Origin of the sequence: Streptomyces sp. SAI-127 (genome assembly GCF_029894425.1) — a bacterium.
Classification (GTDB): domain Bacteria; phylum Actinomycetota; class Actinomycetes; order Streptomycetales; family Streptomycetaceae; genus Streptomyces.
On sequence record NZ_JARXYJ010000001.1, the window covers coordinates 7,469,893 to 7,494,389 of the forward strand.

Below are 24,497 nucleotides of genomic sequence, written 5' to 3' on the forward strand. Positions count from 1 at the left end.
GGTGCCACCATGGAGGTGATCCGGGGACGCCGTGAGGGCGCCTCGAGATGACGTAAGGAGCCGTTGCAATGACGCAGCTTTCGGCTGCCCACACCAAGCCCTCCGACGGCAGCAAGGCGCTGTACGGGGGGAAGGGCACCCGCCGCATCACTGTTCGGGACATCGCCCTCGCCAAGGAACGCGGCGAGAAGTGGCCCATGCTCACCGCCTACGACGCGACGACCGCGTCCGTCTTCGACGAGGCCGGGATCCCGGTCATGCTCGTCGGTGACTCGGCGGGCAACTGCCATCTCGGGTACGAGACCACCGTGCCCGTCACGATGGACGAGATGACCATGCTGTCGGCGGCCGTCGTACGGGGCACCTCGCGTGCCCTGATCGTCGGCGACCTGCCCTTCGGTTCGTACCAGGAGGGCCCGGTGCAGGCGCTGCGCTCGGCGACCCGGCTGGTCAAGGAGGCGGGCGTCGGCGCCGTGAAGCTCGAGGGCGGCGAGCGCTCCCACGAGCAGATCCGGCTGCTGGTGGAGTCCGGCATCCCGGTCATGGCCCACATCGGTCTGACCCCCCAGTCCGTCAACTCCATGGGCTACCGCGTCCAGGGCCGCGGCGAGGAGGCGGCCCAGCAGCTGCTGCGCGACGCGAAGGCCGTCCAGGACGCGGGCGCGTTCGCCGTCGTCCTGGAACTGGTCCCGGCGGAGCTCGCGGCCGAGGTCACCCGGGTCCTGCACATCCCGACGGTCGGTATCGGCGCGGGCCCCGAGACCGACGCGCAGGTCCTCGTCTGGACCGACATGCTGGGCCTCACCGGCGGCCGCGTGCCGAAGTTCGTCAAGCAGTACGCCAACCTGCGCGAGGTCATGGGCAACGCGGTGAAGGCCTTCGCGGAGGATGTCGTCGGCGGCACGTTCCCGCTGGAGGAGCACTCCGTCCACTAGAGCCACAGCGGCACCACAGCGCCCCGCCGATCTTCCCCCGTCGGCGGGGCGCCCTCCGTTCAGGAGGGGCAACTATGTCCGAGCAGGCCAGCGCCGCACGTCACCGATGACACCGGTGCCTTCCTCGACTTCGTCACCGAGGTGTTCGAAGGCGGGGAGCTCGCCAGGGTGGCCACCGAGGACGGCTCGATCGGCCACGGCGAGATCCGGATCGGCGACACGGTCGTCCTGGCCTTCGACCGGAGCGCGGACTGGCCGGTCATGCCGAGCCTGCTGCGGGTCTTCGTCACGGACGTGGAGGAGAAGTTCTCACGGGCGGTGGCGGCCGGCGCCCGGGTCGTCACCTCCGCGGAGGCGATGAAGGTGGCGCAGGAGACGTTCGACGCGGAGATGACCGGGCGGGGGAGTGGGCGCAGCAGCGCACCGGTCAGGCCAGGCGGCTGAACCCAGGGCCGCCCCCCCTACCGGCCTCGGGCCTGGCCGGCGGATCATGCCGAGGTCGCGGGGTCTGGCACGCACTCTCCCACAGGGGGCCCGGCCGCGCTGTCGTCACTCGGCTTCGCTCGGGCGGGGGGACTCCCATGACCCCGCTCACCTGCACTGATCAGGCACCGTTGAGTGAAGTCGGCCTGATCCGCCGAACAGGCATCAGTCGAACCGCTCCAGATCCCGCAGCCACGCCCCCGCCGAACTGTCCGACGGTGCCCGCCAGTCACCGCGGGGCGAGAGCGAACCGCCGGCCGAGACCTTCGGCCCGTTGGGCATCGCCGACCGCTTGAACTGCGCGAACGCGAAGAAGCGCTTGCAGAACACCTCCAGCCACCGCCGGATCTCGGGCAGGTCGTACGTCCCGCGCTTGGCCTCGGGGAAGCCCGGAGGCCAGGCACCGGCATCGACGTCGTGCCAGGCGTGCCAGGCCAGGAAGGCGATCTTCGACGGCCGGAAGCCGTAGCGCAGCACATGGAAGAGTGTGAAGTCGTGCAGCGCGTACGGGCCGATCTTGGACTCGGTGGACTGCATCTCCTCGCCCGGTACCAGCTCCGGACTGATCTCGGTGTCGAGGATCGCGGCGAGGATCTTGCCGGTCTCCTCGTCGAACTGCTCGCTGCTGATGACCCAGCGGATCAGATGCTGGATCAGCGTCTTCGGCACACCGGAGTTGACGTTGTAGTGGCTCATCTGGTCGCCCACGCCGTACGTGGACCAGCCGAGCGCCAGCTCGGAGAGGTCGCCGGTGCCGAGCACGATGCCACCGCGCTGGTTGGCCAGCCGGAACAGGTAGTCGGTGCGCAGGCCCGCCTGGACGTTCTCGAAGGTGACGTCGTACACCGGCTCGCCGGAGGCGAAGGGGTGGTCCATCTCCTGGAGCATCAGCCGTGCGGTCGGCGTGATGTCCAGCTCGGCCGCGGTGACGCCGAGAGCCCGCATCAGTTTGTGGGCGTTGTCCTTGGTGTGGTCGCTGGTGGCGAAGCCGGGCAGCGTCCAGGCCAGGATGTCGCTGCGCGGGCGGCCCGCGCGGTCCATCGCCCGGGCGGCGACGATCAGCGCGTGCGTGGAGTCGAGGCCGCCGGACACCCCGATGACGACCTTCGGACCGCCGATCGCCGCGAGCCGCTGCTGGAGGCCCGCGACCTGGATGTTGTAGGCCTCGTAGCAGTCCTGGGCGAGCCGGTCGGCGTCGGCCGGCACGAACGGGAAGCGCTCCAGGCGGCGCTTGAGACCCAGGTCGCCCGACGGCGGGTCGAGCTCGAACGACACCGTCCGGAAGTCACCGGTGCGCACCTGATGGGTACGCCGGTTCTCGTCGAACGTGCCCATCCGCATCCGCTCCTGCCGCAGCAGGTCCAGGTCCACGTCGGCCACCGCGTACTCGTCGCCGATCGGGAACCGGTCCGTCTCGGCCAGCAGCGCGCCGTTCTCGTAGACCAGGGCCTGGCCGTCCCAGGACAGGTCGGTGGTCGACTCGCCGAGGCCGGCCGCCGCGTACACGTAGGCGGCGAGGCAGCGGGAGGACGCCGAGCGGCACAGCAGCTTGCGGTCCTCGGCCCGCCCGACGGTGATCGGGCTGCCGGAGAGGTTGACCAGGACGGTCGCACCGGCGAGAGCCGCCTCCGCGCTGGGCGGCACCGGCACCCACATGTCCTCGCAGATCTCCGCGTGCAGCACGAGCCCGGGGACGTCGGCCGCCGCGAACAGCAGGTCCACACCGAAGGGCACCTGCGAGCCGGCCACGCGGATCGACCCACCGCGCTCGTCGGCGCCGTCGCCGATCTGCCGACGCTCGTAGAACTCCCGGTAGTTGGGCGGGTACGACTTCGGTACGACACCGAGGACCCGGCCGCGGTGCACGATCACCGCGCAGTTGTAGACCCGGTTGCGGTGGCGCAGCGGAGCGCCGACGACCAGCACCGGGAGCAGGTCGGCCGATCCGGCCACCACCTCCGCGAGCGCCGCCTCGACCTCGTCGAGCAGTGCGTCCTGGAGCAGCAGGTCCTCGATGGAGTAGCCGCACAGCCCCATCTCCGGGAAGACGGCGACGGCGACCCCCTCGTCGCCGCAGCGGCGCGCGTGACGCAGAACCGCTTCGGCGTTGGCGGGCGGGTCCGCGATGACGGTGTGACCCGTACACGCGGCCACGCGTGCGAACCCGTGCTGATAGATCGACCAGAAGTTCAAGGCAGACACGCGATCAGTGTAATCGTCAGAGCGACGCGATGGGGGAGGGGCCTGTGCACCACCACTGCCCCTTGCCGGATTGTCATGACCTCGCCTTCAATGAGCGGCATGAGCGGCATGACGGGCATGAGCGGTACGCGAGACGACGGCCCCGGCCGTGCGGCGGGATGGGGCTGGTTCCTGGCCTGGCTCCTCGTGGGAGCGTGCGGCGGCATCGGCCTCGCGGCGATCCTGACGGTGGGCGCGGCCTTCGTCGTACTCGCCGCGGTGGCCGCCGTGTTCCTGCTCCGCAGGGGGCCTGGACGCGCTGTCCTGGGCGGCGTCTCGGGACTGGCCCTGCCGCTGTTCTACCTCGCGTACCTGAACCGCGGCGGTCCTGGGGAGGTGTGCCACGCGGTGCCGGGCGGGCAGACCTGCACCGACGAGTACACGCCCCTTCCGTTCCTCGTCGCCGGGGCGCTCGTGCTGCTGGCGGGTTGCGCGATCCACGTGATGACCGGCCGCCGCGGGCGGGCGGGCCGCATGCCGGGAAGGTAGCCGGGCGGGACATGCGCGAGGGCCCGGCCCCGAAGGTTCTCACCTTCGGGGCCGGGCCCCTGTGGAGGCGCGTCCGGGTCAGTTCCGGCCGAACGACTGCACGTAACCGTTCGCGGGCGTACCCACGCCGGTGACGTCGTCGTATCCCTTCACCGCGGACAGCGAGCTGTCCTTGCCGAGGCTGCGGACCGAGATGGTCAGACCACCGCTGGCGTCATAGCCGTTGACGAAGTCGGTGCGGGCCACCGCGAGTCCGGACCCCGTGGGGTTGTCCGTGACGTCGTGGAAGGCCTTCGAGCCGTACTTCGCGTAGATCGACGGGTTGGCGAACCCGATCGCCTTGCCGCCCCGCGCCTGCTGGGCGAGCGCCTGTATGGCCGCGATCACCGGCGAGGCCAGCGACGTGCCACCGATGCGGTACTCGCTGTACTGCTGCGAGCCGTCGGGGAAGGTCTGCGTCTGCCCCACCAGGAAACCGGTGTTCGGGTCGGCGATCGCGGAGATGTCCGGCACGACTCGGTTGCCCGCGGCGTTGTTGGCCGTGGCGAGCGCGTTCGGGACGACACCCTTCTGGTAGAAGGGCTCGGCGACCGTCTTGCTGGTGCCGCCGCCCGCACCGGAGGTGAACGCGCCGGGGAAGTTGGTCCAGCTCTTGCCGTCCGCGGACAGCGTGGCCTTCTCGGTTCCCCAGCCGGTCTCCCACAGGTACTTGTCGCCCTTGCCGACGGCGAGGGAGGTACCGCCGACCGCCGTCACCCACGCCGAGTTGGCCGGGGTGTCGACCTGCTTCGTACCGGTGTTGGCGACCTCGTCGCCGTTGTCGCCGGAGGAGAAGTAGAAGCCGATGCCCTCGACCGCGCCGAACTGGAAGACCTGGTCGTAGGCGGCCGCGAGATCCGGCGTCTGGTTGGCCTCGATGTCGCCCCACGAGTTGGAGACGATGTCGGCCAGGTGGTTGTCGACGACCTTGCTGAGCGAGTCGAGCAGATCGTCGTCGTAGCAGGACGAGGCGCCCACGTACGTGATGTTCGCGTCCGGCGCGACCGCGTGCACGGCCTCGACGTCGAGGGTCTCCTCGCCGTACCAGCCGGCCGCCCCGCACTCCTCGGTCTTGGTGTAGTTCTTCGGCAGGACCTGCTTCAGCTGGCCGCTGGTGTAGGCCGCGTCACCGTTCTTCTTCGCGTAAGTGGCCGCGTCGAAGGCGATGGTCGGGGAGGCGTAGGCGTCGGTGATGGCGACGCGCACCCCCTTGCCGGTGTACGTGCCCGCGCCGTAGGCGGCGCGCAGCTGCTTGCCCGTGTAGCCCTTGATCGCGTACGGGATCTTCGAGCCGTAGGCCGCGGGCAGCGTGCTCGCGGTGTTCGAGCCGTAGTACGAGGAGAACGGCCCGGCGTTCTTGAACACGGCGTCCGGCGGCGGCAGTTGGTCCTTGCTGCTCGCCTTGTGCGGCGCGTTGTCCAGGCCCGTGACGGTCAGGACGGCACCGTCGAGGGCGGCCGGCGCGGAGGCGGCCTTGGCCGGGGCGTGGTAGGTCTTCGAGCCCTTGGTGTAGTTGTGCAGCTGGGTCCCGAAGGCCTTCTCGACGGCGGCCACGTCACCGCTGACGGCGACGTAGTGCTCGGTGACGTCCGTGACCTTCAGTCCGGCGGACGTCAGCCAGGACTTGACCGCCGCGACCTGGGCGGCGGTGGCGCCGAAACGCTGCTTCGCCTGCTGCGCGCTCAGGTACTTGCCGTACGACGCCGAGCTCGGGTCGGCCACGGACTTCGCGTAGGCGGCGAGCCCGGTGGCGTCCTTGCCGGCCAGGTAGACCCGGGCGGAGACCTTGGAGCTGTCCGCGGTGGAGCCCTTGTCGGCCTTGGCCGTGGCCCACGCGGGCTTGGTCCCGGCCAGCGTGTCCCGGTTCGGGTTGTCCGCGGCGTGGGCCGCGGGTATGCCGAGCGCCAGCGCGCCCGCGAGCATCGGCAGTGTCGCCGCCATGCTCACTCCGGCGCGCACCTTGGCGCGATTGGATCTCATGGAACCCCCTGTGCGGTTCGTCGCGAGTGATCACTCGACCGTCGTCACTCTTTCGATGAACGGTTCATGCCAGGGGAATGCGAGTCCCAAGAAGAGCCCAATTAACCTAATGACAAAGCCATTTGAGGATTAAGACGCTGCGAAGACCGAGGGATAACCCTCTGCGACCCGCTGTGACCCTCTAGGAACGCGCTTTCGCGCCCCGCTCCTTCAACATGCCCGCCATCAGGTCGATCTCCGACTGCTGCGCGTCGACCATGCCCTGCGCGAGCCGCTTCTCCACACCGACCGTGCACCGCTCGACACAGCCCTTCGCCATGTGGATGCCGCCCTTGTGATGGTCCGTCATCAACTGCAGATAGAAGATCTCGGCCTGCTTGCCGTTCAGCGTGCCCAGCTTCTTCATCTCGCTGTCGGTCGCCATGCCCGGCATCAGCGAACCCTCGCCCGCCGACGGCATGTCGCCCATGTCCATCCACGTCATCGGCGGATCCGCCGACACCTTCGGCAGCTCCCACAGATCCAGCCAACCCAGCAGCATGCCGCGCTGGTTGGCCTGCGTCTGCGCGATGTCGTAGGCGAGCCGCCGCACCTCGACGTCCTTGGTGTGGTCGCGGACGATGTACGACATCTCGACGGCCTGCTGGTGGTGTACGGCCATGTCACGCGCGAAACCGGCGTCCGCGGACCCGGCGGACGGGGTGTCGGCCGAGCCGCCGTCCTCGGCCACGGCGTAGGTGATGGCGCCGGCCGCGACGAGCACGCCCGCCACGGCCACGGCCACTCCGGCGAACCTCACTGCGACAGACCGCTCGTGCACGCCGCGCCCGGCTCGGGCGTCTGCGCGCCCTGCACGAACTTCTCGAAGAACTTGTCGACGTTCGGGTCGCTCGCCCCCGTCACCGTCCGCTGGTGGCCCCACGCCGACAGCATGATCGGGTCCTTCTGCTTGTCGTCGGGGCTCATCAGCGTGTACGGCGTCTTCTTCACCTTCGCCGCGAGCGCCTCGACGTCGGCCTTCTTGGCCTTGTCGGTGTACGTCACCCAGACCGCGCCGTGCTCCAGCGAGTGCACGGCGTTCACGTTGTTGAGCGCCTTGGCGTAGACGTCACCGTTGCAGTTCATCCAGGCCTGGTTGTGGTCACCGCCGACCGGCGGCTCCATCGGGTAGTCCACCGCCTTGGCGACGTGGTTGCGGCCCAGCGTGCCCTTCCAGGTCTTCACACCGTCCGAGCCGGTGACGAAGTGCCCCTTCCCCTTGCCGTCGGCCGCCGTGTCGTCGGACTGCGACTGCACCAGCACGATGCCGCCGACGACCAGACCGGCGACGACGACCACGCTCGCGGCGATCGTGAGGATCCGGTTGCGGCGCTCTCTGGCCTGTTCGGCGCGCCGCATCTCCTCTATGCGCGCCTTGCGTGCCGCGTTGGTGCTCTTCTTGGCGGAACCCATGAGGTGTGTCCTTCTGGGGGAAAGGGGCGGGTCGGATGGTGACGATCGGTCTGCTGATCGTAGTGGGGCGGGGGTGACTTCTCGCAGGGAGCCCACAGGAAACCCGCGCGCGGGGTGAGACGGGAAGGGCCGGGCATTACGTATGTCGGTCCGAGCAGGCAAGATGGGCGGCAGAGCAGTACATCCGCCGCACGTGAGGCGTTCACTCCCGGGTCGCCGGGACGATCAAGGTCGGCAACGCGCACGAAATGCTGCTGTGGTGTGATGCTCAGGTGCCCGACCGCCTCCTGCGGGACACGGAGACAGGCGGCCTGACCAGCAAGGATGGGGAAGCGGAAGATGGACAAGCAGCAGGAGTTCGTGCTCCGGACCTTGGAGGAACGCGACATCCGGTTCGTACGTCTGTGGTTCACGGACGTGCTGGGCTTCCTCAAGTCCGTGGCCGTGGCCCCGGCGGAGCTGGAGCAGGCCTTCGACGAGGGAATCGGTTTCGACGGCTCCGCGATCGAGGGCTTCGCCCGCGTATACGAGTCGGACATGATCGCCAAGCCGGACCCGTCGACCTTCCAGGTCCTGCCGTGGCGGGCCGAGGCCCCCGGTACGGCCCGGATGTTCTGCGACATCCTCATGCCGGACGGCTCCCCGTCCTTCGCGGACCCCAGGTATGTGCTCAAGCGCGCCCTGGCCCGCACCTCCGACCTGGGCTTCACGTTCTACACCCACCCGGAGATCGAGTTCTTCCTGCTGAAGGACCGCCCGCTGGACGGCTCGCGCCCGACCCCGGCCGACAACTCCGGCTACTTCGACCACACCCCCCAGAACATCGGCATGGACTTCCGCCGCCAGGCGATCACCATGCTGGAGTCGATGGGCATCTCGGTCGAGTTCTCCCACCACGAGGGCGCCCCGGGCCAGCAGGAGATCGACCTCCGCTACGCCGACGCGCTCTCGACGGCGGACAACATCATGACGTTCCGCCTGGTCATGAAGCAGGTGGCGCTCGAGCAGGGCGTTCAGGCGACCTTCATGCCGAAGCCGTTCTCCGAGCATCCCGGCAGCGGCATGCACACGCACCTCTCCCTCTTCGAGGGCGACCGCAACGCGTTCTACGAGTCGGGCGCGGAGTACCAGCTCTCCAAGGTGGGCCGCTCCTTCATCGCGGGCCTGCTGAAGCACGCGGCGGAGATCGCGGCGGTCACCAACCAGTGGGTGAACTCGTACAAGCGCATCTGGGGCGGCTCGGAGCGCACCGCGGGCGCCGGCGGCGAGGCCCCCTCCTACATCTGCTGGGGCCACAACAACCGCTCCGCCCTGGTCCGCGTCCCGATGTACAAGCCCGGCAAGACCGGCTCGGCCCGTATCGAGGTCCGCTCCATCGACTCCGGCGCCAACCCGTACCTGGCGTACGCCCTGCTCCTGGCCGCCGGCCTCAAGGGCGTCGAGGAGGGCTACGAGCTCCCGCCGGGCGCCGAGGACGACGTCTGGGCCCTCTCCAACTCCGAGCGCCGCGCCATGGGCATCGAGCCCCTGCCCCAGAACCTGGGCGAGGCCCTCACCCTGATGGAGCGCAGCGACCTGGTCGCCGAGACCCTGGGCGAACACGTCTTCGACTTCTTCCTCCGGAACAAGCGGCAGGAGTGGGAGGAGTACCGCTCCGAGGTGACGGCGTTCGAGCTGCGGAAGAACCTGCCGGTGCTCTAGCTCCGCCGGAGAGTCGCTCGCGAACGGCATCAGGGCCGACGGTCGGGAACCGTCGGCCCTATGCGTATGCGCTGATCGCCTCGATCTGTTTCAGCGAGCCGAGTATCACCGCGTCGGGATGCCCGGCACCGACCTCGGACTTTCGCCAGACCTCGAGCCGGTTGCCGCGAAAGGAATAGGAATCGGCCAGGACGGTGCACGTCTGGGCGGCTATGGCGTTCTCGAACCTGACCCAGTACGACTGTTCGCCGGTGGTGGGACTTATGGAGAGGAAGTAGTCGCAATCTTCGATGGCGCGTTTGAGTTGGGTGTGCCCATCCGCTTCCTTGTCGAAGTTGTGTACATCGATCCAGATGTCGTACCCGTCGACTCGCAGCTTGTCGGCGATTTCGGCGGCCGTCTTTTCGAGCGCTCGCGGGTAACTGATGAAAGCGGTGATGGATTTCGACACCTCAACCACGGTCCATCTTTGTGATCTTGGCAACGTTTCCGAGTTCGTCGGCCCGAGCCTGCTCACGGACCTCTTCCACTTCGAGTGCGTAACGCCTGATGATCTTCTCGTTCGAGTCGCCGAACGTCTCGGGGGAGTCCTTGATACGCCGGATCAGGGTATAAACATTGGATTCGTGCATCCTGAACCTGATGTAGTTGTCCCGAATCTTGAACGCTTCGTGCATGCCGTAGACGGTGGCGCCGAAAGCGGAGACCACCTGCGTGAAAATTCTTTGATAGAAGCCGTGGGAGGCGTATGGGATGAGGAAGGGAAGGGACAGGGATATGAGCGTGGTCCAGGTGACCGCATAGTAGTGCATCCACCCGTAGATCCATGCCCTGCGCTGCCACACCCGGAGGACGGGATGAGTGCGATCGAAATGGCTCTGCAGCCACTCCCGTAATTCCTCATCGATGAACATGGCGTCGGAGAACGGGGTCTCCTGGGTGTCCGACCCCGCCGTTTTGACGGGGAACTTCGGTTTCGTTCTCAAAGCCAGGGTGACCGCCGACAGGACTGCGATCAGCAGGAAGGCAAGGGTGGCTATCCCCCATGGATCTCTGATCAACGATCCCCCTGGCTGCGACTACGTTCTCCGGGCGTTCCTCCGTAGCGCCGGGTTCATACGGTAGAGGGGTGTGCCGAGGGTTGGATAGATCACCGCACGGCGGCGTACGCGGTCTACTGCTGTCCGGCCGCCAGGTCCGCCAAGACCTTGTGCAGGGGCTCCGTCTCGCGGCGCTTGTACTCCTGGATTGCCCAGCCGTTGCCGTCCGGGTCCTTGAAGTACATGAAGGTGGCGCCGTCCTGCGGGGCGAACTGGACCGGTTCGCTAACGTCCAGGCCGCGTGAGGTGAGTTCCTCGTACGCCGCCTTCGCGTCCGTCACACACAGTTGCATGCCGTGGTACGTCCCGGGCTGCGGGGCTCCCGTCGGCACCTGGAGGCCGTCCACCAGGGCGATGGAACAGCCCGAGCCGGGCGGGGTCAGCTGACAGATGCGGACGCCCTCCATCACCTCGCCGTCCAGGTCCACGTGGAAGCCGACCTTGTCGCGGTAGAACTCCTTGGCACGGTCGACGTCCGTGACCGGTATAAGGATCACTTCGAGGCTCATGTCCATGGCGTGACTCCCTTGTCGACGTCAGTACGTACGGCCGTCCTCAGAAGCGCCACCGCGTCTGGCTGAACGGCTGTCCCTTACCGAAGCCGAAAACCGTGCGCGGCGCCACCGCATAGACAAGAGCGTGTCCCGGTCCGTGATGGAAGTAGCCGTCCCGCACCTCGAAGCGCCAGAAGTCGCCGTACTTCGCCTCCCACGCGGCGGCCAGCTCCCGCAGACGTGTGTCGTCGGACACCCGCACCGCCGCCCCCTCCACCACCAGGTCGTAGCCCTTGTCCCAGATGTTGGTGCCGGTCGTCAGCGTCACGTGCGCGTTGTGCGCGAGGTTCTTCGCCTTGCGCTCCTCGGGGCCGGTGCAGAAGTGCAGCGCCCCGTGCGCCCACACGGCCGGCAACGGCGTGACGTGCGGGCGCCCGTCCGGTCGTACCGTCGAGATCCAGAACAGTTCGGCGGCGGCCAGCAGCGACACGGCGTCGGCCCACGAGTGTGCCGTCGCGTCGGGGTCGCTGTAGCGGGGGTCGAGGTGGGTCTCGGGTTCGTTCACGGTCATCAAAGAGCCTCCGGCTCGGGGAACACCCGGGCCACCGCGGCGGTCCGGCTCGACACTCCCAGTCTGCCGAAGGCGTTCTCCAGATGCTTGCGAACGGTGCTGGGGGAGACGACGAGCTGTCCCGCGATCTGCGCTGTGCTCATTCCGAGGGCCACGCAGCGCAGCACGTCCAGTTCGCGGTGGGTGAGGCGGACGGGCTGCCTGCGGCGGCGGGCGGCGTCCCTGTAGAGCTCGTACAGGTGCGGGGCCAGCATCCGCAGCGTCGTCATCTCGTGGTCGGTGAAGGCCTTCCCGTCCTCGCGGAAGAACTGGAAGACCCGGGTACGGTTCGGCGCGGTCGGCAGGGCGATGGCCGCGATGGTCGGGTGCGGGGCGAGGAACTCCGTGTAGATGGGGAGTCTCCGCAGCTCGCGGACCGAGCGGAAGTCGGCCATCTGTGTCGTCTCGGGAGTGTCGTGCGGCCGGGCGACCTGGGTGCACTGGGTGTGCTGATGGCGCCAGCGCCAGTACGCGTCCATGTCGAGGTCTGCGTCCTCGTCGCCTATTTCCTGGCCGTTGAGCTGTCTCCTGGTGGAGATGTCCAGCTCACTGAAGCTCGCGGCGTCGCACGCGATCAGCCGCATCAGCGCCGGTAACAGGCACTTCGGAGGCAGCCCGCCCACCACGAGATCCTGCCGGGCCTCCTCCAGGACGTCCGCCATGCGGCGCAGATGGGCCTCGGCGGTGGTGTGGGGCGGGGTCATGTCGGCCTCCCGGGCCGATTCGGATACCTGGACCGACGCTACGCCCGACCCGTCCGGGCCACCCCGGGATTCGCCAAATGACGAATGGGCCACGGGCCTGGAAACGAGCACGCTCGTCTCGGGCGACCGGTTCGGCCGCCCGCAGACACGGAGGCATCCCATGCGCTCACATCCGCACCGCCCCGACGGCCGTGCGCACCGACCCGCGGCCCTGGTCGCGGGCGCAGTCCCTCTGGCCCTCGCCCTGCTGGTCTCCGGCTGCGAGGCGTCGACCACCTCTACCGCCGCGGACGCGCGGGCCGACGACGTGATCTCGTCCGTACGGTTCACGCTGGGCGCCCGCGGTGACATCCAGGTCGCCGGCACGTCCCGTACGGCCGTCACCCGGGCCGGGGACCGCACGGTGACCGGAGGCCGCGCGTACCCCTTCGACCGGCCCCCGGGCAAGCTGCTCGTGGTGCTGCGGCACTGGCCGTCGCCGTCAGGGCAGCGGGCCGCACGCGACGCGGTGCGCCTGCTGCCGCCGCCGGACGACGTCGCGATCGAGAGCGCCTACCTCGTCGACACCGGCGACTGGGCGCTGGCCGAGCTCGACGGTCACCCGGTGCAGTGGCTGCGCCGCGACACGATCCGCGTCGACGCGACGAAGGCGGGCGCCGTGGGACGCACCCACCTCACCCTGTCCGGACCGCGCGGGAGGCGGCCCGGACAGGTCACGCCCCCGCCGGACGACCGCGCGTGCGAGGGCGTCGACCCGGCGGTGAACCGGTTCGTCGTCCTCCCGGAGGTCGAGTCGGGCACGCCCGTCCCGGAGGTCCTCGCGCGGCTGCGCGAGCGGTGCCTCGACGTCCAGTACGTCTCCATGCCCGGCGGTGTGCACCGGGGCACCGTGTGGTGGATCGAGATACCGGTCGCCGGCCACACGGCCCCGGTGGCCGAGCTGCCATCCACCGAGGGCAGCCCCGCCCAGGGCCGCCTGCCGGGCGACAAGATCCTCACGGACCCCTCCCGCCCGACCACGGTGGTAGTGATCCACTGACGCAGCCGCGCGCCGGGGCCCCGTCCGGGAGCCCGCCCTGGGTGCCTTTCGGGAGGGCTCGGCCGGGGATCGTCCGTCCGCGTCCGCAAGGGCTCCCGCCAGTGGATCGCCTGTCCGCGTCCACAAGGGCTCCCGCCGGTGGATCGCCTGTCCGCCTCCGCGGGGGCTCCCGGTCGGGAGTCCGCCGTGCCTGTCCTGCGCGAGTGCTCGGTCGGGAGTCCGCCGTCCTAGCCCCCTGGGGCTCCTGCCCGGGCATCGTCCGTCCGCTCTCGCCGGGATCCTCACCCGGGACTTCGCCGTCCATTCCCGCGGGAGTGCTCGGCCGGGGATCGCTCGTCCGCGTCCACGGGGGCTCCCGCCAGGGGATCGTCTGTCCGTGCTCACGGGGGGCTCCCGCCTGGGGATCGCCAGTACGTGCCCCGTAGGGCTCGCGCCAGAGCCCCGCCCGTCCGCGCCCGCGCGGGACCCTCATCCGGGATCGCACCTCCGCCCCCTCAAGGACCCCCACCCGGGGTCACCCGTCCACCCCCCGCCAGGACTCCACTCGGGGTCACCCGTGCACCCCACGGCCAGGATCCCCACCCGGGGTCACCCATCCACCCCCCGCCAGGACTCCACTCGGGGTCACCCGTGCACCCCACGGCCAGGACCCTCACCCGGGGTCACCCGTGCACCCCACGGCCAGGACCCCCGGGGTCACCTGTCCACCCCACGGCCAGGACCCTCACCCGGGGTCACCCGTGCACCCCCCGCCAGGACTCCACTCGGGGTCACCCGTGCACCCCACCGCCAGGACCCCCGGGGTCACCTGTCCACCCCACGGCCAGGACCCCCTCCCGCGGTCACCCGTCCACCCCACCGCCAGGACCCACCCGGGGTCACCCATCCACGCCCCACCAGGACCCCACCCCCAATCCCCCCATCCGCGCCCCGGCGCTCATCCCCAACTCTCCGGTTAGGCTCAATCGATACGACCTTGATCGGACGGGAGGCCGGGGATGACGGCGGCGCCGGGGCGCAGGAGCAGTACCTTCACGCGGCTTCTGCGGCACGGTTTCACCGATCCGTCCGCCGCCGAGCGGCTGCTGGACAGCGGGGAGCTGAGCGGCGTACGCAATGACCCGGTGCTGCTGGAGGCGCTCGGCGCGACCGCCGACCCCGACCTCGCGCTGCATGGTCTGGTGCGGCTTCTGGAGGTGCAGCCCGACCGGGAGCTGCTCGACACCGTGATAGCGGCGAAGCCGTTGCGCGACCGGCTGCTCGGGGTGCTCGGCGCGTCCGCCGCGCTCGCCGAGCATCTCGCCCGGCACCCCGGCGACTGGCAAGCCCTCGTCACCTACGAGCCGCGCGATCTGCACCCCGGCGTCGAGGAGTTCGAACGCGGGCTCGCCGAGGCCACCGACCCCGTCGCCCTGCGCGTCGCCTACCGCCGCTGTCTGCTGTCGATCGCCGCCCGTGACGTGTGCGGCACCACCGACCTCGCCGAGACCGCCGCCGAACTCGCCGACCTCGCCACCGCGACCCTGCGCGCCGCGCTCGCCATAGCGCGGGCGGCCGCACCCGAGGACGCCGCGCTGTGCCGGCTCGCGGTGATCGCGATGGGCAAGTGCGGGGGCCACGAGCTGAATTACGTCTCCGACGTGGACGTGATCTTTGTCGGTGAGGCCGTCGACGGGGCCGACGAGGGCAAGGCCCTGCGCGCCGCCACCAAGCTCGCCTCGCACATGATGCGCGTCTGCTCCGAGACCACCGTCGAGGGGTCCATCTGGCCCGTGGACGCCAACCTGCGGCCCGAGGGCAGAAACGGCCCGCTCGTCCGCACCCTCGCCAGCCCACCTCGCCTACTACCAGCGCTGGGCCAAGACCTGGGAGTTCCAGGCCCTCCTCAAGGCCCGCCCGGTCGCCGGCGACCTCGAGCTGGGCGAGGAGTACGTCGCCGCCCTCGAACCCCTGGTCTGGAAGGCCGCCGAGCGCGAGAACTTCGTCGCCGACGTGCAGAAGATGCGGCGCCGGGTCGTGGAGAACATCCCCGTCGCCGAGCTCGACCGGCAACTGAAGCTCGGCCCCGGCGGCCTCAGGGACGTCGAATTCGCCGTACAGCTCCTGCAGTTGGTGCACGGCCGCGAGGACCGTTCGCTGCGCAGCGGCACCACCCTCAACGCCCTGCAGGCCCTCGTCGCCGGCGGCTACGTCGGCCGTGCCGACGCGGCACAGCTGGACGAGGCCTACCGCTTCCTGCGGTCCATGGAGCACCGCATCCAGCTCTACCGGCTGCGCCGCACCCACCTGGTCCCCGCGGACGAGACCGACCAGCGCCGCCTCGGCCGCTCCCTGGGCCTGCGCGCCGACCCGGTGACCGAGCTGAACCGCGAGTGGAAGCGGCACACCTCCGTCGTACGGCGTCTGCACGAGAAGCTCTTCTACCGGCCGCTGCTGGACGCCGTGGCCCAACTCGGTCCCGGCGAGATCAGGTTGAGCGCCGGAGCGGCACGCGAGCGGCTGGTCGCCCTCGGGTACGCCGACCCGGCCTCCGCCCTGCGGCACCTGGAGGCCCTGGCCTCCGGCGTCTCCCGCAAGGCCGCCATTCAGCGCACTCTCCTCCCGGTCCTGCTGGGCTGGTTCGCCGAGTCCGCCGACCCGGATGCCGGACTGCTCAACTTCCGCAAGGTTTCGGACGCGTTGGGCAAGACCCCTTGGTACCTACGGCTGTTGAGGGACGAGGGCGCCGCCGCCGAGAACCTCGCACGCGTCCTGTCCGCCGGACGCCTCGCCCCCGACCTGCTGATGCGCGCACCCGAAGCCGTGGCGCTCCTCGGCGACGGCGACGGCGGCGGACTGGCTCCACGCGGGCGGGCCGGTCTCGAACAGGAGATACTCTCAGCGGTCGGCCGCGCCGAGGGCGCCGTCCAGGGCGTCACGGCGGCCCGTGGTGTCCGCCGCCGCGAACTCTTCCGTACGGCCGCCGCGGACATCGTCGGCTCCTACGGCACCGAGACCCAGCCGGCCGAGCCGGACCAGGGCGCCCTGGTGGAGCGTGTCGGCGCCGCCGTGTCCGACCTGACCGCCGCGACCCTCGCCGGCACCCTGCGCGCGGTCGTCCGGCAGGGCTGGGGCGACACCCTGCCCACCCGGTTCGCCGTCATCGGCATGGGCCGCTTCGGCGGTCACGAACTCGGCTACGGCTCCGACGCGGACGTCCTGTTCGTCCACGAGCCGCGCGAGGGCGTCGAGGAGCGGGTGGCCTCCGAGGCCGCCAACAAGGTCGTCTCCGAGATGCGCCGCCTGCTCCAGATCCCGAGCGCCGACCCGCCGCTGCTCATCGACGCCGACCTGCGCCCGGAGGGCAAGTCCGGGCCGCTGGTGCGCACGTTGACGTCGTACGGGGCCTACTACCGCCGCTGGTCGCTGGTCTGGGAGTCACAGGCGCTGCTGCGGGCCGAACCGGTCGCCGGGGACGAGGAGTTGGGCCGACGGTTCGTCGAACTGATCGACCCCCTGCGCTATCCGACGGCGGGCCTCGGCGACGACGCCGTACGCGAGATCCGGCGGCTGAAGGCGCGCATGGAGTCCGAGCGGATGCCTCGCGGCGCCGACCCCAAGCTGCACACCAAGCTCGGGCCCGGCGGGCTGTCCGACGTCGAGTGGACGGTCCAGCTCCTCCAGATGCGGCACGGTGCCGGCGAGCCGGGGCTGCGTACTACTCGCACCCGTGCGGCACTTTCCGCCGCGCGGGCGGCCGGGCTGATCTCTGCGGAGGACACCCAGGTCCTCGACGAGGCGTGGGTGCTTGCGACGCGGGTGCGGAACGCCGTGATGCTGGTGCGCGGGCGGGCCGGGGACACGTTTCCTTCCGAGACGCGGGAACTTGCTGCGGTGGGTCGGTACTTGGGGTATGAGGCGGGGCATGTCGGGGACATGCTCGATGACTACCGGCGGACTGCTCGGCGGGCTCGGGGTGTGGTGGAGGAGTTGTTCTACGGGGCGTAGTTCTTCGCCGGGCGGACCACCGTCTTCGGCTGCGGGCCGGTGGGGGCTTGTCGCGCAGTTCCCCGCGCCCCTAGGTGGGTCAGCGCGATCCCCGTCAATACGATCGCCATGCCTGTCAGCACCCTCGACTCCACCCGCTCGTCCAGCACCACCGCGCCCAGAGCTACCGACACGACCGGCAGCAGGTAGCCGACCGTCGCCGCCGTCACCGGGCCCTCGTCCGCTATCAGGCGGTAGTTGAGGTAGAAGGTCACCCCCGTGCCCAGCACCCCGAGGGCCGTCACCGCCCCCAGCCCGATGAAGTCGGTGTCCACCGGGCCAGCCACCGGCACCGCCAGCGTGCTCCACGCCGTCGCCATGAGAAGTTGGGCGGCGGAGTACGCCAACGGGGCCTGCCCGGAGGTGAGTTTGCGGGCCATGTACGCGAAGGCCACGGCGTAGCTCGCGGCGGCGGCCAGGAGGGCCAGGGCGCCCCAGGTCAGCAGACCCGAGCGGTGCCAGGGGGCGAAGATCAGCACGGTGCCTGCGAAGCCGAGGAGCAGGCCGGTCAGCCGTAGGGGGCGCAGGCCGCGGTCGGTGCCGAGCAGGACGCCGATCAGCAGGGACCACAGCGGGGTCGTCGCGTTCAGGACGCCCGCGACGCCGGAGTCGACGCTCTGCTCACCGATCGCGAACAGGGCGAAGGGAATGGCGTTGCAGAACAGCGCGGCGACGACCAGACGACCCCAGGTGGAGCGGGAGCGGGGCAGCCGCTGACCGGCGGCGCGGGCCAGGAGGAACAGCACCGCCGTGCCCAGCACGCACCGGGCGATCGTGATCTGGGCGGGGGAGAGGCCGTGGTCGAGGGCGAGCTTGATCCAGAGGAAGCCGGATCCCCAGAGGAGAGCGAGGGCGGCCATACGGAGAGTGGAGGCGGGGGACATGTCGTCCACGGTCCCGCGACAGACCTGTCAGGACAAGTGAAAGATCCTGGATGCATCATTAAGCTGGAGTACATGCTTGATGTGCGACGTATGCAGATGCTGGCGGCCGTGGTGAGCAACGGCTCCGTGACGGCGGCCGCGGCCCGGCTCGGCTACACGCCCTCCGCGATCAGCCAGCAGGTGGCGGCACTGGAGAAGGAGGCCGGGACCGAGCTCCTCGAACGGGTCGGGCGGGGTGTGCGGCCCACGGCCGCCGGGCTCTTGCTCACGGAGTACGCGGACGCGATCGGCCGACAGGTCGCCGAGGCGGAGACGGCCCTCGGGGACCTCCTCGCGGGCCGCACGGGCCGGCTCTCGGTGCGCTACTTCGCCACGGCCGGAGCCCATCTCGTCGCCCCCGCGGTGGCGCGGCTGCGGGCCGAACAGCCGGGCGTACAGATCGATCTGAAGCTGACGGGACCCGACCCGCTGCCGGACGTACGGGAGGGGCGGGCGGACCTGGCGCTGGTGGTGGGACCGTCGGACGAGGACGGCGTACGGCTCCTGCATCTGCTCGACGATCCGTACCTGGCCGTGCTCCCCGCAGCGCATGCCCTCGCCGACCGCCGATCGATCCACCTGACCGACCTGGCCGACGAACCGTGGGTGGGCAGCGAGTGGCCCGGCCCCTGCCTCGAAGCCCAGCTCACCGCCTGCGCCACGGCGGGGTTCCATCCGCGCTTCGTCGTGGACAGCGAGGACTACGCCACGGCACAGGGCTTCGTGGCGGCGGGACTCGGGGTGACCCTGATCCCGCGGCTGGGGCTCGGGGGCCGGCATCCGGACGTGGCGGTACGGCGGATCCAGGGCCCGGAGCCGTCCCGGGCGATCTACGCGGCCGTACGCGAGACCGCCCTGCCGCAACCGGCACTCGAGGCGTTCATCGAGGCACTGCGGGAGGCGGCCGCGGGCTAGGGCCTGTCCGCGGATCACGCCGACATCGCGGGGTCCGGCACGCACATCTGCCCCGATCAGGCACCGGCTTGAAGTCGAAGTCGGCCTCGTCCGCCGGGCAGGCCCTGATGCCTCGGCAGGCAGCGCTTGCCCGTAGGGGAGCGGCGTTCAGTGCGGCGAGTGGGGCACCGCCTCGGGGGAGCGTGCCGGGCGTCGCGACGGGGCGTACGGCACCAGTCAGGCGTTGCCGGGCCGTGGCATGCAGCCCGTAGGGGAGCGGTGTCCGGTGCCGCGACTGGGCGCACGGCCTCTGCGGGAGCGTGCCCGGCGTCGCCACGGGCGCACGGTGTCTGTCGGGGGGCGCCGGTTGGGCGTTGGTGGGCCGCGGCGTGCGGCCGGTCGGGGAGCGGTGTCCGTTGCGGCGAGTGGGGCACCGCCTCGGGGGAGTGTGGCGGGCGTCCAGACGGGGGCGTACGGCACCGGGCCGCGGGGTGCGGCCAAGCGTGTCCGGTGCGACGAGTTGGGGGGCACCGCCTCTGCGGGAGCGTGCCCGGCGTCGCCACGGGGCGCACGGTGCCTGCCGGGCACCGGCTAGGCCTTGACAGGCCGCGGAGTGGCCTTCGCCTTCGCCGGTACCACCCTCGGCAACGCGTACGGCAGCGCCCCGTACCAGACCCGCGCCACCATGAAGCCGAACAGCAGGCACAGGATGCCGCCGACCGCGTCGAGCCAGAAGTGGTTGGCGGTGGCGACGATGACCAGGAGCGTCACCGTCGGGTAGAGGAGGCCCAGGACGCGCACCCACGGCACCGACGCCAGCGCGAAGATCGTCAGACCGCACCACAGGGACCAGCCGATGTGCATGGACGGCATCGCGGCGTACTGGTTGGACATGTGCTTCAGGTCGCCGGAGGCCATCGAGCCCCAGGTCTGGTGGACCATGACCGTGTCGACGAAGTGGCCGCCGTTCATCAGCCGCGGGGGTGCGAGCGGATACAGGTAGTAACCGACCAGCGCCACACCCGTGGTCGCGAAGAGCACCAGTCGCGTCGCCGCGTAGCGGCCGGGGTGGCTGCGGTAGAGCCAGACCAGGACGCTCAGCGTCACGATGAAGTGCAGCGTCGCGTAGTAGTAGTTCATGCCGACGACGAGCCAAGTCACGGAGTTCACCGCGTGGTTGACGGACTCCTCGACCGCGATGCCCAGATGGTGCTCCATCCGCCAGATCCAGTCGGCGTTGCGCAGCGCCTCCGTCCTCTGCTCCGGCACCGCGTTGCGGACCAGTGAGTACGTCCAGTAACTCACCGCGATCAGAAGGATCTCGAACCAGAGGCGAGGGCGGCGCGGGGAGCGCAGACGGCGGAGGAGACCCGGCCGGTCGGCGGCCGTGAGGGAGTCCGGAGCGGCCGCGGTCTCGCGGTCTTCCAGGCTGGTCACGGTCGAGTCACCCATAGACATGAAGTCTGCCAGAAATGCCTTACCCCACCGATCATCCCGCGGTCGGGTTCGGGTCGCATGTCCTACGACGGGAAGACTGTCCCGTTCTCCTACCAGCGCACGGGTGCACGCCCGGCGTCTCCGCCCTACGGACGAGTGCGGTCCCCAGGGGCCGAAGCCGTCGAACCCCGCACCACCAGCTCCGGCATGAACACGAACTCGCTGTGCGGCGCGGGCGTTCCGCCGATCTCCTCCAGCAACGTCCGTACCGCCGCCTGCCCCATGGCCGGCACCGGCTTGCGGATCGTCGTCAGCGGCGGGTCGGTGAAGGCGATCAGCGGGGAGTCGTCGAACCCCACGACCGAGACGTCCCGCGGCACTTCCAGACCCCGCTGCCGGGCCGCCCGTATCGCGCCCAGCGCCATCATGTCGCTCGCGCACACCACCGCCGTGCAGTCACGGTCGATGAGCGCCGACGCGGCCGCCTGGCCGCCCTCCAGGGTGTAGAGCGAGTGCTGGACGAGGTCCGCCTCGACGGTTGCCCCGGCCAGCCCGAGCAGGTCCTGCATGGTGCGGACGAAGCCCTCGATCTTGCGCTGGACCGGCACGAAGCGCTTCGGGCCGAGGGCGAGACCGATCCGCTTGTGCCCCAGCGACACCAGGTGCGTCACCGCCAGCGACATCGCCGCGCGGTCGTCGGGGGAGATGAACGGCGCCTGCACCTTCGGCGAGAACCCGTCCACGAGCACGTACGGCACGCCCTGCGCCCGCAACTGCTCATAGCGCTGCATGTCCGCGGAGGTGTCCGCGTGCAGCCCGGAGACGAAGATGATGCCCGCCACGCCCCGGTCGACGAGCATCTCCGTGAGCTCGTCCTCCGTGGAGCCGCCCGGGGTCTGGGTGGCGAGGACCGGGGTGTAGCCCTGCCGGGTCAGCGCCTGGCCGATCACCTGGGCGAGGGCCGGGAATATCGGGTTCTCCAGCTCCGGGGTGATCAGGCCCACCAGGCCCTCGCTGCGCTGGCGCAGCCGGACCGGGCGTTCGTAGCCCAGTACGTCGAGTGCGGCCAGCACGGACTGGCGGGTGGTGGCGGCGACACCCGGCTTCCCGTTGAGGACGCGGCTGACGGTCGCTTCGCTCACGCCCGCCTGAGCAGCGATGTCGGCTAGCCGTGTGGTCACGGCACCGGACTGTACCGGCCGTATCGTCATCGCGGTCCCTCTGTTCTGATCGGCGCCCATTGTCCCGCAAGGGGATGATTCCCGTCCGGGAGGGGGATGGCAAGAGCTTGCAGAGTCTTGCACAACCCGTAGTCGTCCCGCTCAGCCCCGTAAAACAAGGGTCTCGTGACGGTCGACGAGGGATCACGACGGGGTAACTTCCGCAGTCTCTTGCACTTTTTTGCTGCAAGCTCTTTCGCAAGCCTTGCATCGCTGTTACGTTCCCACTCGCCCGGCGGCCGCAAAGGCGCAGTCGGCAGACGGGGAGGGCAGACGGGACCTCTCCCCGCAGCACACGGGCTTTCACCCTCAAGGAGAACTCATGCGGCGTGGCATAGCGGCCACAGCGCTGGTGGCGTCTTTCGCCCTCGCGGCGACGGCCTGCGGCGGAAGTGACAGCGGCGACAAGGCCGACGGTCCGGTGACCATCACCTGGTGGGACACCTCCAACGCCACCAATGAGGCGCCGACGTACCAGGCCCTGATCAAGGACTTCGAGGCCGCCAACAAGGACGTCAAGGTCAAGTACGTCAACGTCCCCTTCGACCAGGCGCAGAACAAGTTCGACACCGCCGCCGGCGCGAGCGGCGCCCCCGACGTGCTGCGCTCCGACGTCGGCTGGACCCCCGCCTTCGCCAAGAAGGGCTACTTCCTGCCCCTCGACGGCACCGAGGCCCTCGCCGACCAGGCCAAGTTCAAGCCGAACCTGATCAAGCAGGCCCAGTACGACGGCAAGACCTACGGCGTGCCGTTCGTCACCGACACCCTCGCCCTGGTCTACAACAAGCAGCTCTTCGAGAAGGCCGGCGTCGAGGCCCCCAAGACCTGGGACGACCTGAAGGCCGCCGCCGCCACGATCAAGTCGAAGACCGGCGTCGACGGCTACTGGGGCTCCACCGCGGCCTACTACGCCCAGACCTTCCTCTACGGCGAGGGCACCGACACCGTCGACGCCGCCGCCAAGAAGATCACGGTGAACTCGGACGCCGCCAAGAAGGGCTACGGCACCTGGCTGAGCCTCTTCTCCGGCAAGGGCCTGCACAAGGCCGACACCACCGCCGACGCCTACGCCCACATCCAGGACGCGTTCGTCAACGGCAAGGTCGCCGCGATCATCCAGGGCCCGTGGGAGATCACCAACTTCTACAAGGGCTCGGCCTTCAAGGACAAGAACAACCTCGGCATCGCCACCGTCCCGGCCGGCTCCAGCGGCAAGGCGGGCGCCCCGACCGGCGGCCACAACCTCTCGGTCTACGCCGGCTCGGACTCCGCCCACCAGAAGGCGGCCGAGAAGTTCGTGGGCTTCATGACCTCCGCGAAGTCGCAGACGCAGATCGCACTGAAGAACTCCACGCTGCCCACCCGCGACGACGCCTACACGGCCGAGGTCAAGGCCGACCCGGGCATCGCCGGATACCAGTCGGTCCTCTCCTCCGCCCAGCCGCGCGTGGCCCTGCCGGAGTACAGCTCCCTGCTGACCCCGCTGGACACCGAGCTGGTCAAGATCGCCGGCGGCAAGGAGTCCCTGGACAAGGGTCTGAGCAACGCGGAGACCGCCCTCGCCAAGCTGGTGCCCGACTTCAGCAAGTGAGCCCGTGTGGCCGCCGGATCTCCCGGTCATGGGGGGAGGGATCCGGCGGCCACCGGCCTGTGCCCGGCCACACCGGCCGGCCGCTCGGCCCAGTCACTTCTCAGAGCCGCAGAACTTTCAGAAGGTGTCGAACATGACAGTCGCCATCGACCGCGCCACCGGCAAACGGCACGGTGACCGCGCGCCACGGCCCGGGCGGGGCCAACGCCTGAAGCAGAGCTACCAGAAGCACTGGTACGCCTACGCGATGATCACCCCGGTGGCGGTCGTCCTCGGTGTCCTCGTGCTGTACCCCCTGGTCTACGGCGTCTACCTCACGCTCACCGACGCCAACAGCCTCAACACGGCCCGCACGATCGGCGTCAACCACATCGACGCCACCTACAAGTTCATCGGCCTCGACAACTACGCCGACATCCTGTGGGGCGACACCGCCTACGACCGCTTCTGGTCGCACTTCATCTGGACGATCGTCTGGACGGCCCTGTGCGTCGCCCTCCACTACTGCATCGGCCTCGGCCTCGCGCTGCTGCTCAACCAGAAGCTGCGGGGGCGGACGCTGTACCGGCTGATCCTGGTGCTGCCCTGGGCCGTGCCGACCTTCGTCACCGTCTTCGGCTGGCGTTTCATGCTCGCCGACGGAGGCATCATCAACACCGTGCTGGACGCGCTGCACCTGCCCTCGCCGGCCTGGCTGGAGGACACCTTCTGGCAGCGGTTCGCCGCGATCATGGTCAACACCTGGTGCGGTGTGCCTTTCATGATGGTCTCGCTGCTCGGCGGACTCCAGTCCATCGACGCCTCCCTCTACGAGGCCGCCGAGATGGACGGCGCGAGCGCCTGGCAGCGGTTCCGGTACGTCACCCTGCCGGGACTCAGGAGCGTCAGCTCCACCGTCGTCCTGCTCGGCATCATCTGGACGTTCAACCAGTTCGCCGTGCTCTTCCTGATGTTCGGCAACACCGCGCCGGACGCGCAGATCCTCGTCACCTGGGCCTACTACCTGGGCTTCGGACAGCAGCCGCGTGACTTCGCCCAGTCGGCCGCGTACGGCATCCTGCTGCTGGCCATCCTGATCGTCTTCACCTCCTTCTACCGCCGCTGGCTGAACCGCAATGACCAGCAGCTCGCGATCTGAG

At 69.9% G+C, this 24,497-nt stretch carries 19 protein-coding genes and 2 pseudogenes; 9 read left to right on the plus strand and 12 right to left on the minus strand.

Annotation, left to right across the window (positions count from 1 at the left end; genetic code table 11):
• The first annotated feature begins 68 nt into the window (after positions 1–68).
• Together panB and M2157_RS34370 are read left to right on the plus strand one after the other, a co-directional pair.
• Positions 69–935 carry a 3-methyl-2-oxobutanoate hydroxymethyltransferase gene (panB, locus tag M2157_RS34365; RefSeq protein ID WP_280857144.1) on the plus strand — a complete coding sequence of 289 codons (867 nt, stop codon included), beginning with the start codon at positions 69–71 and terminating at the stop codon, positions 933–935.
• 90 nt (positions 936–1,025) lie between these two features.
• Positions 1,026–1,379, plus strand: a pseudogene (locus M2157_RS34370) (VOC family protein); the annotation flags it as partial.
• Positions 1,380–1,583: 204 nt separating this feature from the next.
• Here the strand turns inward: M2157_RS34370 and M2157_RS34375 are convergent.
• Positions 1,584–3,620: an NAD(+) synthase gene (locus M2157_RS34375; RefSeq protein WP_280857143.1), complete on the minus strand. Its 2,037-nt coding sequence runs from the start codon at positions 3,618–3,620 to the stop codon at positions 1,584–1,586.
• Between the two features lie 99 nt (positions 3,621–3,719).
• Between M2157_RS34375 and M2157_RS34380 the strand changes: the two genes are divergently transcribed.
• On the plus strand, positions 3,720–4,148 hold the full coding sequence (locus M2157_RS34380; RefSeq protein WP_280867175.1) for a hypothetical protein: 429 nt from the start codon (positions 3,720–3,722) through the stop codon (positions 4,146–4,148).
• A gap of 78 nt (positions 4,149–4,226) precedes the next feature.
• Here M2157_RS34380 and M2157_RS34385 read toward each other — a convergent pair whose 3' ends face one another.
• From M2157_RS34385 to M2157_RS34395, 3 genes are all read right to left on the minus strand, one after another.
• A complete protein-coding gene (locus M2157_RS34385; protein ID WP_280867176.1) occupies positions 4,227–6,167 on the minus strand; it encodes a S53 family peptidase in 1,941 nt (646 codons plus the stop codon).
• 181 nt (positions 6,168–6,348) lie between these two features.
• A complete protein-coding gene (locus M2157_RS34390; protein ID WP_280867177.1) occupies positions 6,349–6,966 on the minus strand; it encodes a DUF305 domain-containing protein in 618 nt (205 codons plus the stop codon).
• On the minus strand, positions 6,963–7,619 hold the full coding sequence (locus tag M2157_RS34395) for a DUF3105 domain-containing protein (protein ID WP_280857139.1): 657 nt from the start codon (positions 7,617–7,619) through the stop codon (positions 6,963–6,965). The genes M2157_RS34390 and M2157_RS34395 overlap by 4 nt, the downstream gene beginning before the upstream one ends.
• Positions 7,620–7,958: 339 nt before the next feature.
• Here M2157_RS34395 and glnA point away from each other — a divergent pair, with 339 nt between their 5' ends.
• The gene (glnA, locus tag M2157_RS34400; RefSeq protein WP_057611816.1) at positions 7,959–9,320 is read left to right on the plus strand and encodes a type I glutamate--ammonia ligase; all 1,362 of its coding nucleotides are present in this window, start codon (positions 7,959–7,961) and stop codon (positions 9,318–9,320) included.
• A gap of 58 nt (positions 9,321–9,378) precedes the next feature.
• On the opposite strand, the gene M2157_RS34405 is transcribed toward glnA, so the two are convergent.
• The 5 genes from M2157_RS34405 to M2157_RS34425 all read right to left on the minus strand — a co-directional run bounded on the left by M2157_RS34405 (position 9,379) and on the right by M2157_RS34425 (position 12,228).
• On the minus strand, positions 9,379–9,771 hold the full coding sequence (locus M2157_RS34405) for a toll/interleukin-1 receptor domain-containing protein (RefSeq protein WP_280867178.1): 393 nt from the start codon (positions 9,769–9,771) through the stop codon (positions 9,379–9,381).
• A 1-nt stretch (position 9,772) separates the two neighbouring features.
• Positions 9,773–10,381 carry a hypothetical protein gene (locus M2157_RS34410; protein WP_280857137.1) on the minus strand — a complete coding sequence of 203 codons (609 nt, stop codon included), beginning with the start codon at positions 10,379–10,381 and terminating at the stop codon, positions 9,773–9,775.
• 113 nt (positions 10,382–10,494) lie between these two features.
• The gene (locus tag M2157_RS34415; RefSeq protein ID WP_280867179.1) at positions 10,495–10,935 is read right to left on the minus strand and encodes a VOC family protein; all 441 of its coding nucleotides are present in this window, start codon (positions 10,933–10,935) and stop codon (positions 10,495–10,497) included.
• A gap of 40 nt (positions 10,936–10,975) precedes the next feature.
• The gene (locus M2157_RS34420; RefSeq protein WP_280857135.1) at positions 10,976–11,485 is read right to left on the minus strand and encodes a pyridoxamine 5'-phosphate oxidase family protein; all 510 of its coding nucleotides are present in this window, start codon (positions 11,483–11,485) and stop codon (positions 10,976–10,978) included.
• Positions 11,485–12,228 carry a helix-turn-helix transcriptional regulator gene (locus M2157_RS34425; RefSeq protein WP_280867180.1) on the minus strand — a complete coding sequence of 248 codons (744 nt, stop codon included), beginning with the start codon at positions 12,226–12,228 and terminating at the stop codon, positions 11,485–11,487. Before M2157_RS34425 ends, M2157_RS34420 begins: the two co-directional genes overlap by 1 nt.
• Positions 12,229–12,388: 160 nt before the next feature.
• On the opposite strand from M2157_RS34425, the gene M2157_RS34430 reads away from it, so the two are divergent.
• Both M2157_RS34430 and M2157_RS34435 read left to right on the plus strand, forming a co-directional pair.
• On the plus strand, positions 12,389–13,267 hold the full coding sequence (locus M2157_RS34430; RefSeq protein WP_280867181.1) for a hypothetical protein: 879 nt from the start codon (positions 12,389–12,391) through the stop codon (positions 13,265–13,267).
• A 998-nt stretch (positions 13,268–14,265) separates the two neighbouring features.
• Positions 14,266–17,254: pseudogene (locus tag M2157_RS34435) on the plus strand (bifunctional [glutamine synthetase] adenylyltransferase/[glutamine synthetase]-adenylyl-L-tyrosine phosphorylase).
• Here the strand turns inward: M2157_RS34435 and M2157_RS34440 are convergent.
• Entirely contained in the window at positions 17,242–18,177 is a 936-nt protein-coding gene (locus M2157_RS34440) for a DMT family transporter (RefSeq protein ID WP_280857132.1), read from the minus strand. The pseudogene M2157_RS34435 and the gene M2157_RS34440 overlap by 13 nt on opposite strands.
• A gap of 72 nt (positions 18,178–18,249) precedes the next feature.
• Between M2157_RS34440 and M2157_RS34445 the strand changes: the two genes are divergently transcribed.
• A complete protein-coding gene (locus tag M2157_RS34445) occupies positions 18,250–19,131 on the plus strand; it encodes a LysR family transcriptional regulator (RefSeq protein WP_280857131.1) in 882 nt (293 codons plus the stop codon).
• 570 nt (positions 19,132–19,701) lie between these two features.
• Here the strand turns inward: M2157_RS34445 and M2157_RS34450 are convergent.
• Together M2157_RS34450 and M2157_RS34455 are read right to left on the minus strand one after the other, a co-directional pair.
• Complete coding sequence (locus M2157_RS34450; RefSeq protein WP_280867182.1) at positions 19,702–20,562, minus strand: phosphatase PAP2 family protein; 861 nt, start codon at positions 20,560–20,562, stop codon at positions 19,702–19,704.
• A 131-nt stretch (positions 20,563–20,693) separates the two neighbouring features.
• Positions 20,694–21,728 carry a LacI family DNA-binding transcriptional regulator gene (locus tag M2157_RS34455; RefSeq protein WP_280857129.1) on the minus strand — a complete coding sequence of 345 codons (1,035 nt, stop codon included), beginning with the start codon at positions 21,726–21,728 and terminating at the stop codon, positions 20,694–20,696.
• Positions 21,729–22,089: 361 nt separating this feature from the next.
• Between M2157_RS34455 and M2157_RS34460 the strand changes: the two genes are divergently transcribed.
• Entirely contained in the window at positions 22,090–23,358 is a 1,269-nt protein-coding gene (locus M2157_RS34460; RefSeq protein WP_057611714.1) for an extracellular solute-binding protein, read from the plus strand.
• Positions 23,359–23,491: 133 nt separating this feature from the next.
• Complete coding sequence (locus M2157_RS34465; protein WP_057611715.1) at positions 23,492–24,496, plus strand: sugar ABC transporter permease; 1,005 nt, start codon at positions 23,492–23,494, stop codon at positions 24,494–24,496.
• Position 24,497: the final 1 nt, after the last annotated feature.

What these genes read in the sequence shown, in the direction of transcription:
- panB (WP_280857144.1), top strand. Translation starts at nt 69, where the DNA reads ATGACGCAGCTTTCGGCTGCCCACACCAAGCCCTCCGACGGCAGCAAG.
- M2157_RS34380 (WP_280867175.1), top strand. Translation starts at nt 3,720, where the DNA reads ATGAGCGGCATGACGGGCATGAGCGGTACGCGAGACGACGGCCCCGGC.
- M2157_RS34385 (WP_280867176.1), bottom strand. Translation starts at nt 6,167, where the DNA reads ATGAGATCCAATCGCGCCAAGGTGCGCGCCGGAGTGAGCATGGCGGCG.
- M2157_RS34395 (WP_280857139.1), bottom strand. Translation starts at nt 7,619, where the DNA reads ATGGGTTCCGCCAAGAAGAGCACCAACGCGGCACGCAAGGCGCGCATA.
- glnA (WP_057611816.1), top strand. Translation starts at nt 7,959, where the DNA reads ATGGACAAGCAGCAGGAGTTCGTGCTCCGGACCTTGGAGGAACGCGAC.
- M2157_RS34415 (WP_280867179.1), bottom strand. Translation starts at nt 10,935, where the DNA reads ATGGACATGAGCCTCGAAGTGATCCTTATACCGGTCACGGACGTCGAC.
- M2157_RS34420 (WP_280857135.1), bottom strand. Translation starts at nt 11,485, where the DNA reads ATGACCGTGAACGAACCCGAGACCCACCTCGACCCCCGCTACAGCGAC.
- M2157_RS34425 (WP_280867180.1), bottom strand. Translation starts at nt 12,228, where the DNA reads ATGACCCCGCCCCACACCACCGCCGAGGCCCATCTGCGCCGCATGGCG.
- M2157_RS34430 (WP_280867181.1), top strand. Translation starts at nt 12,389, where the DNA reads ATGCGCTCACATCCGCACCGCCCCGACGGCCGTGCGCACCGACCCGCG.
- M2157_RS34440 (WP_280857132.1), bottom strand. Translation starts at nt 18,177, where the DNA reads ATGTCCCCCGCCTCCACTCTCCGTATGGCCGCCCTCGCTCTCCTCTGG.
- M2157_RS34445 (WP_280857131.1), top strand. Translation starts at nt 18,250, where the DNA reads ATGCTTGATGTGCGACGTATGCAGATGCTGGCGGCCGTGGTGAGCAAC.
- M2157_RS34450 (WP_280867182.1), bottom strand. Translation starts at nt 20,562, where the DNA reads ATGGGTGACTCGACCGTGACCAGCCTGGAAGACCGCGAGACCGCGGCC.
- M2157_RS34460 (WP_057611714.1), top strand. Translation starts at nt 22,090, where the DNA reads ATGCGGCGTGGCATAGCGGCCACAGCGCTGGTGGCGTCTTTCGCCCTC.
- M2157_RS34465 (WP_057611715.1), top strand. Translation starts at nt 23,492, where the DNA reads ATGACAGTCGCCATCGACCGCGCCACCGGCAAACGGCACGGTGACCGC.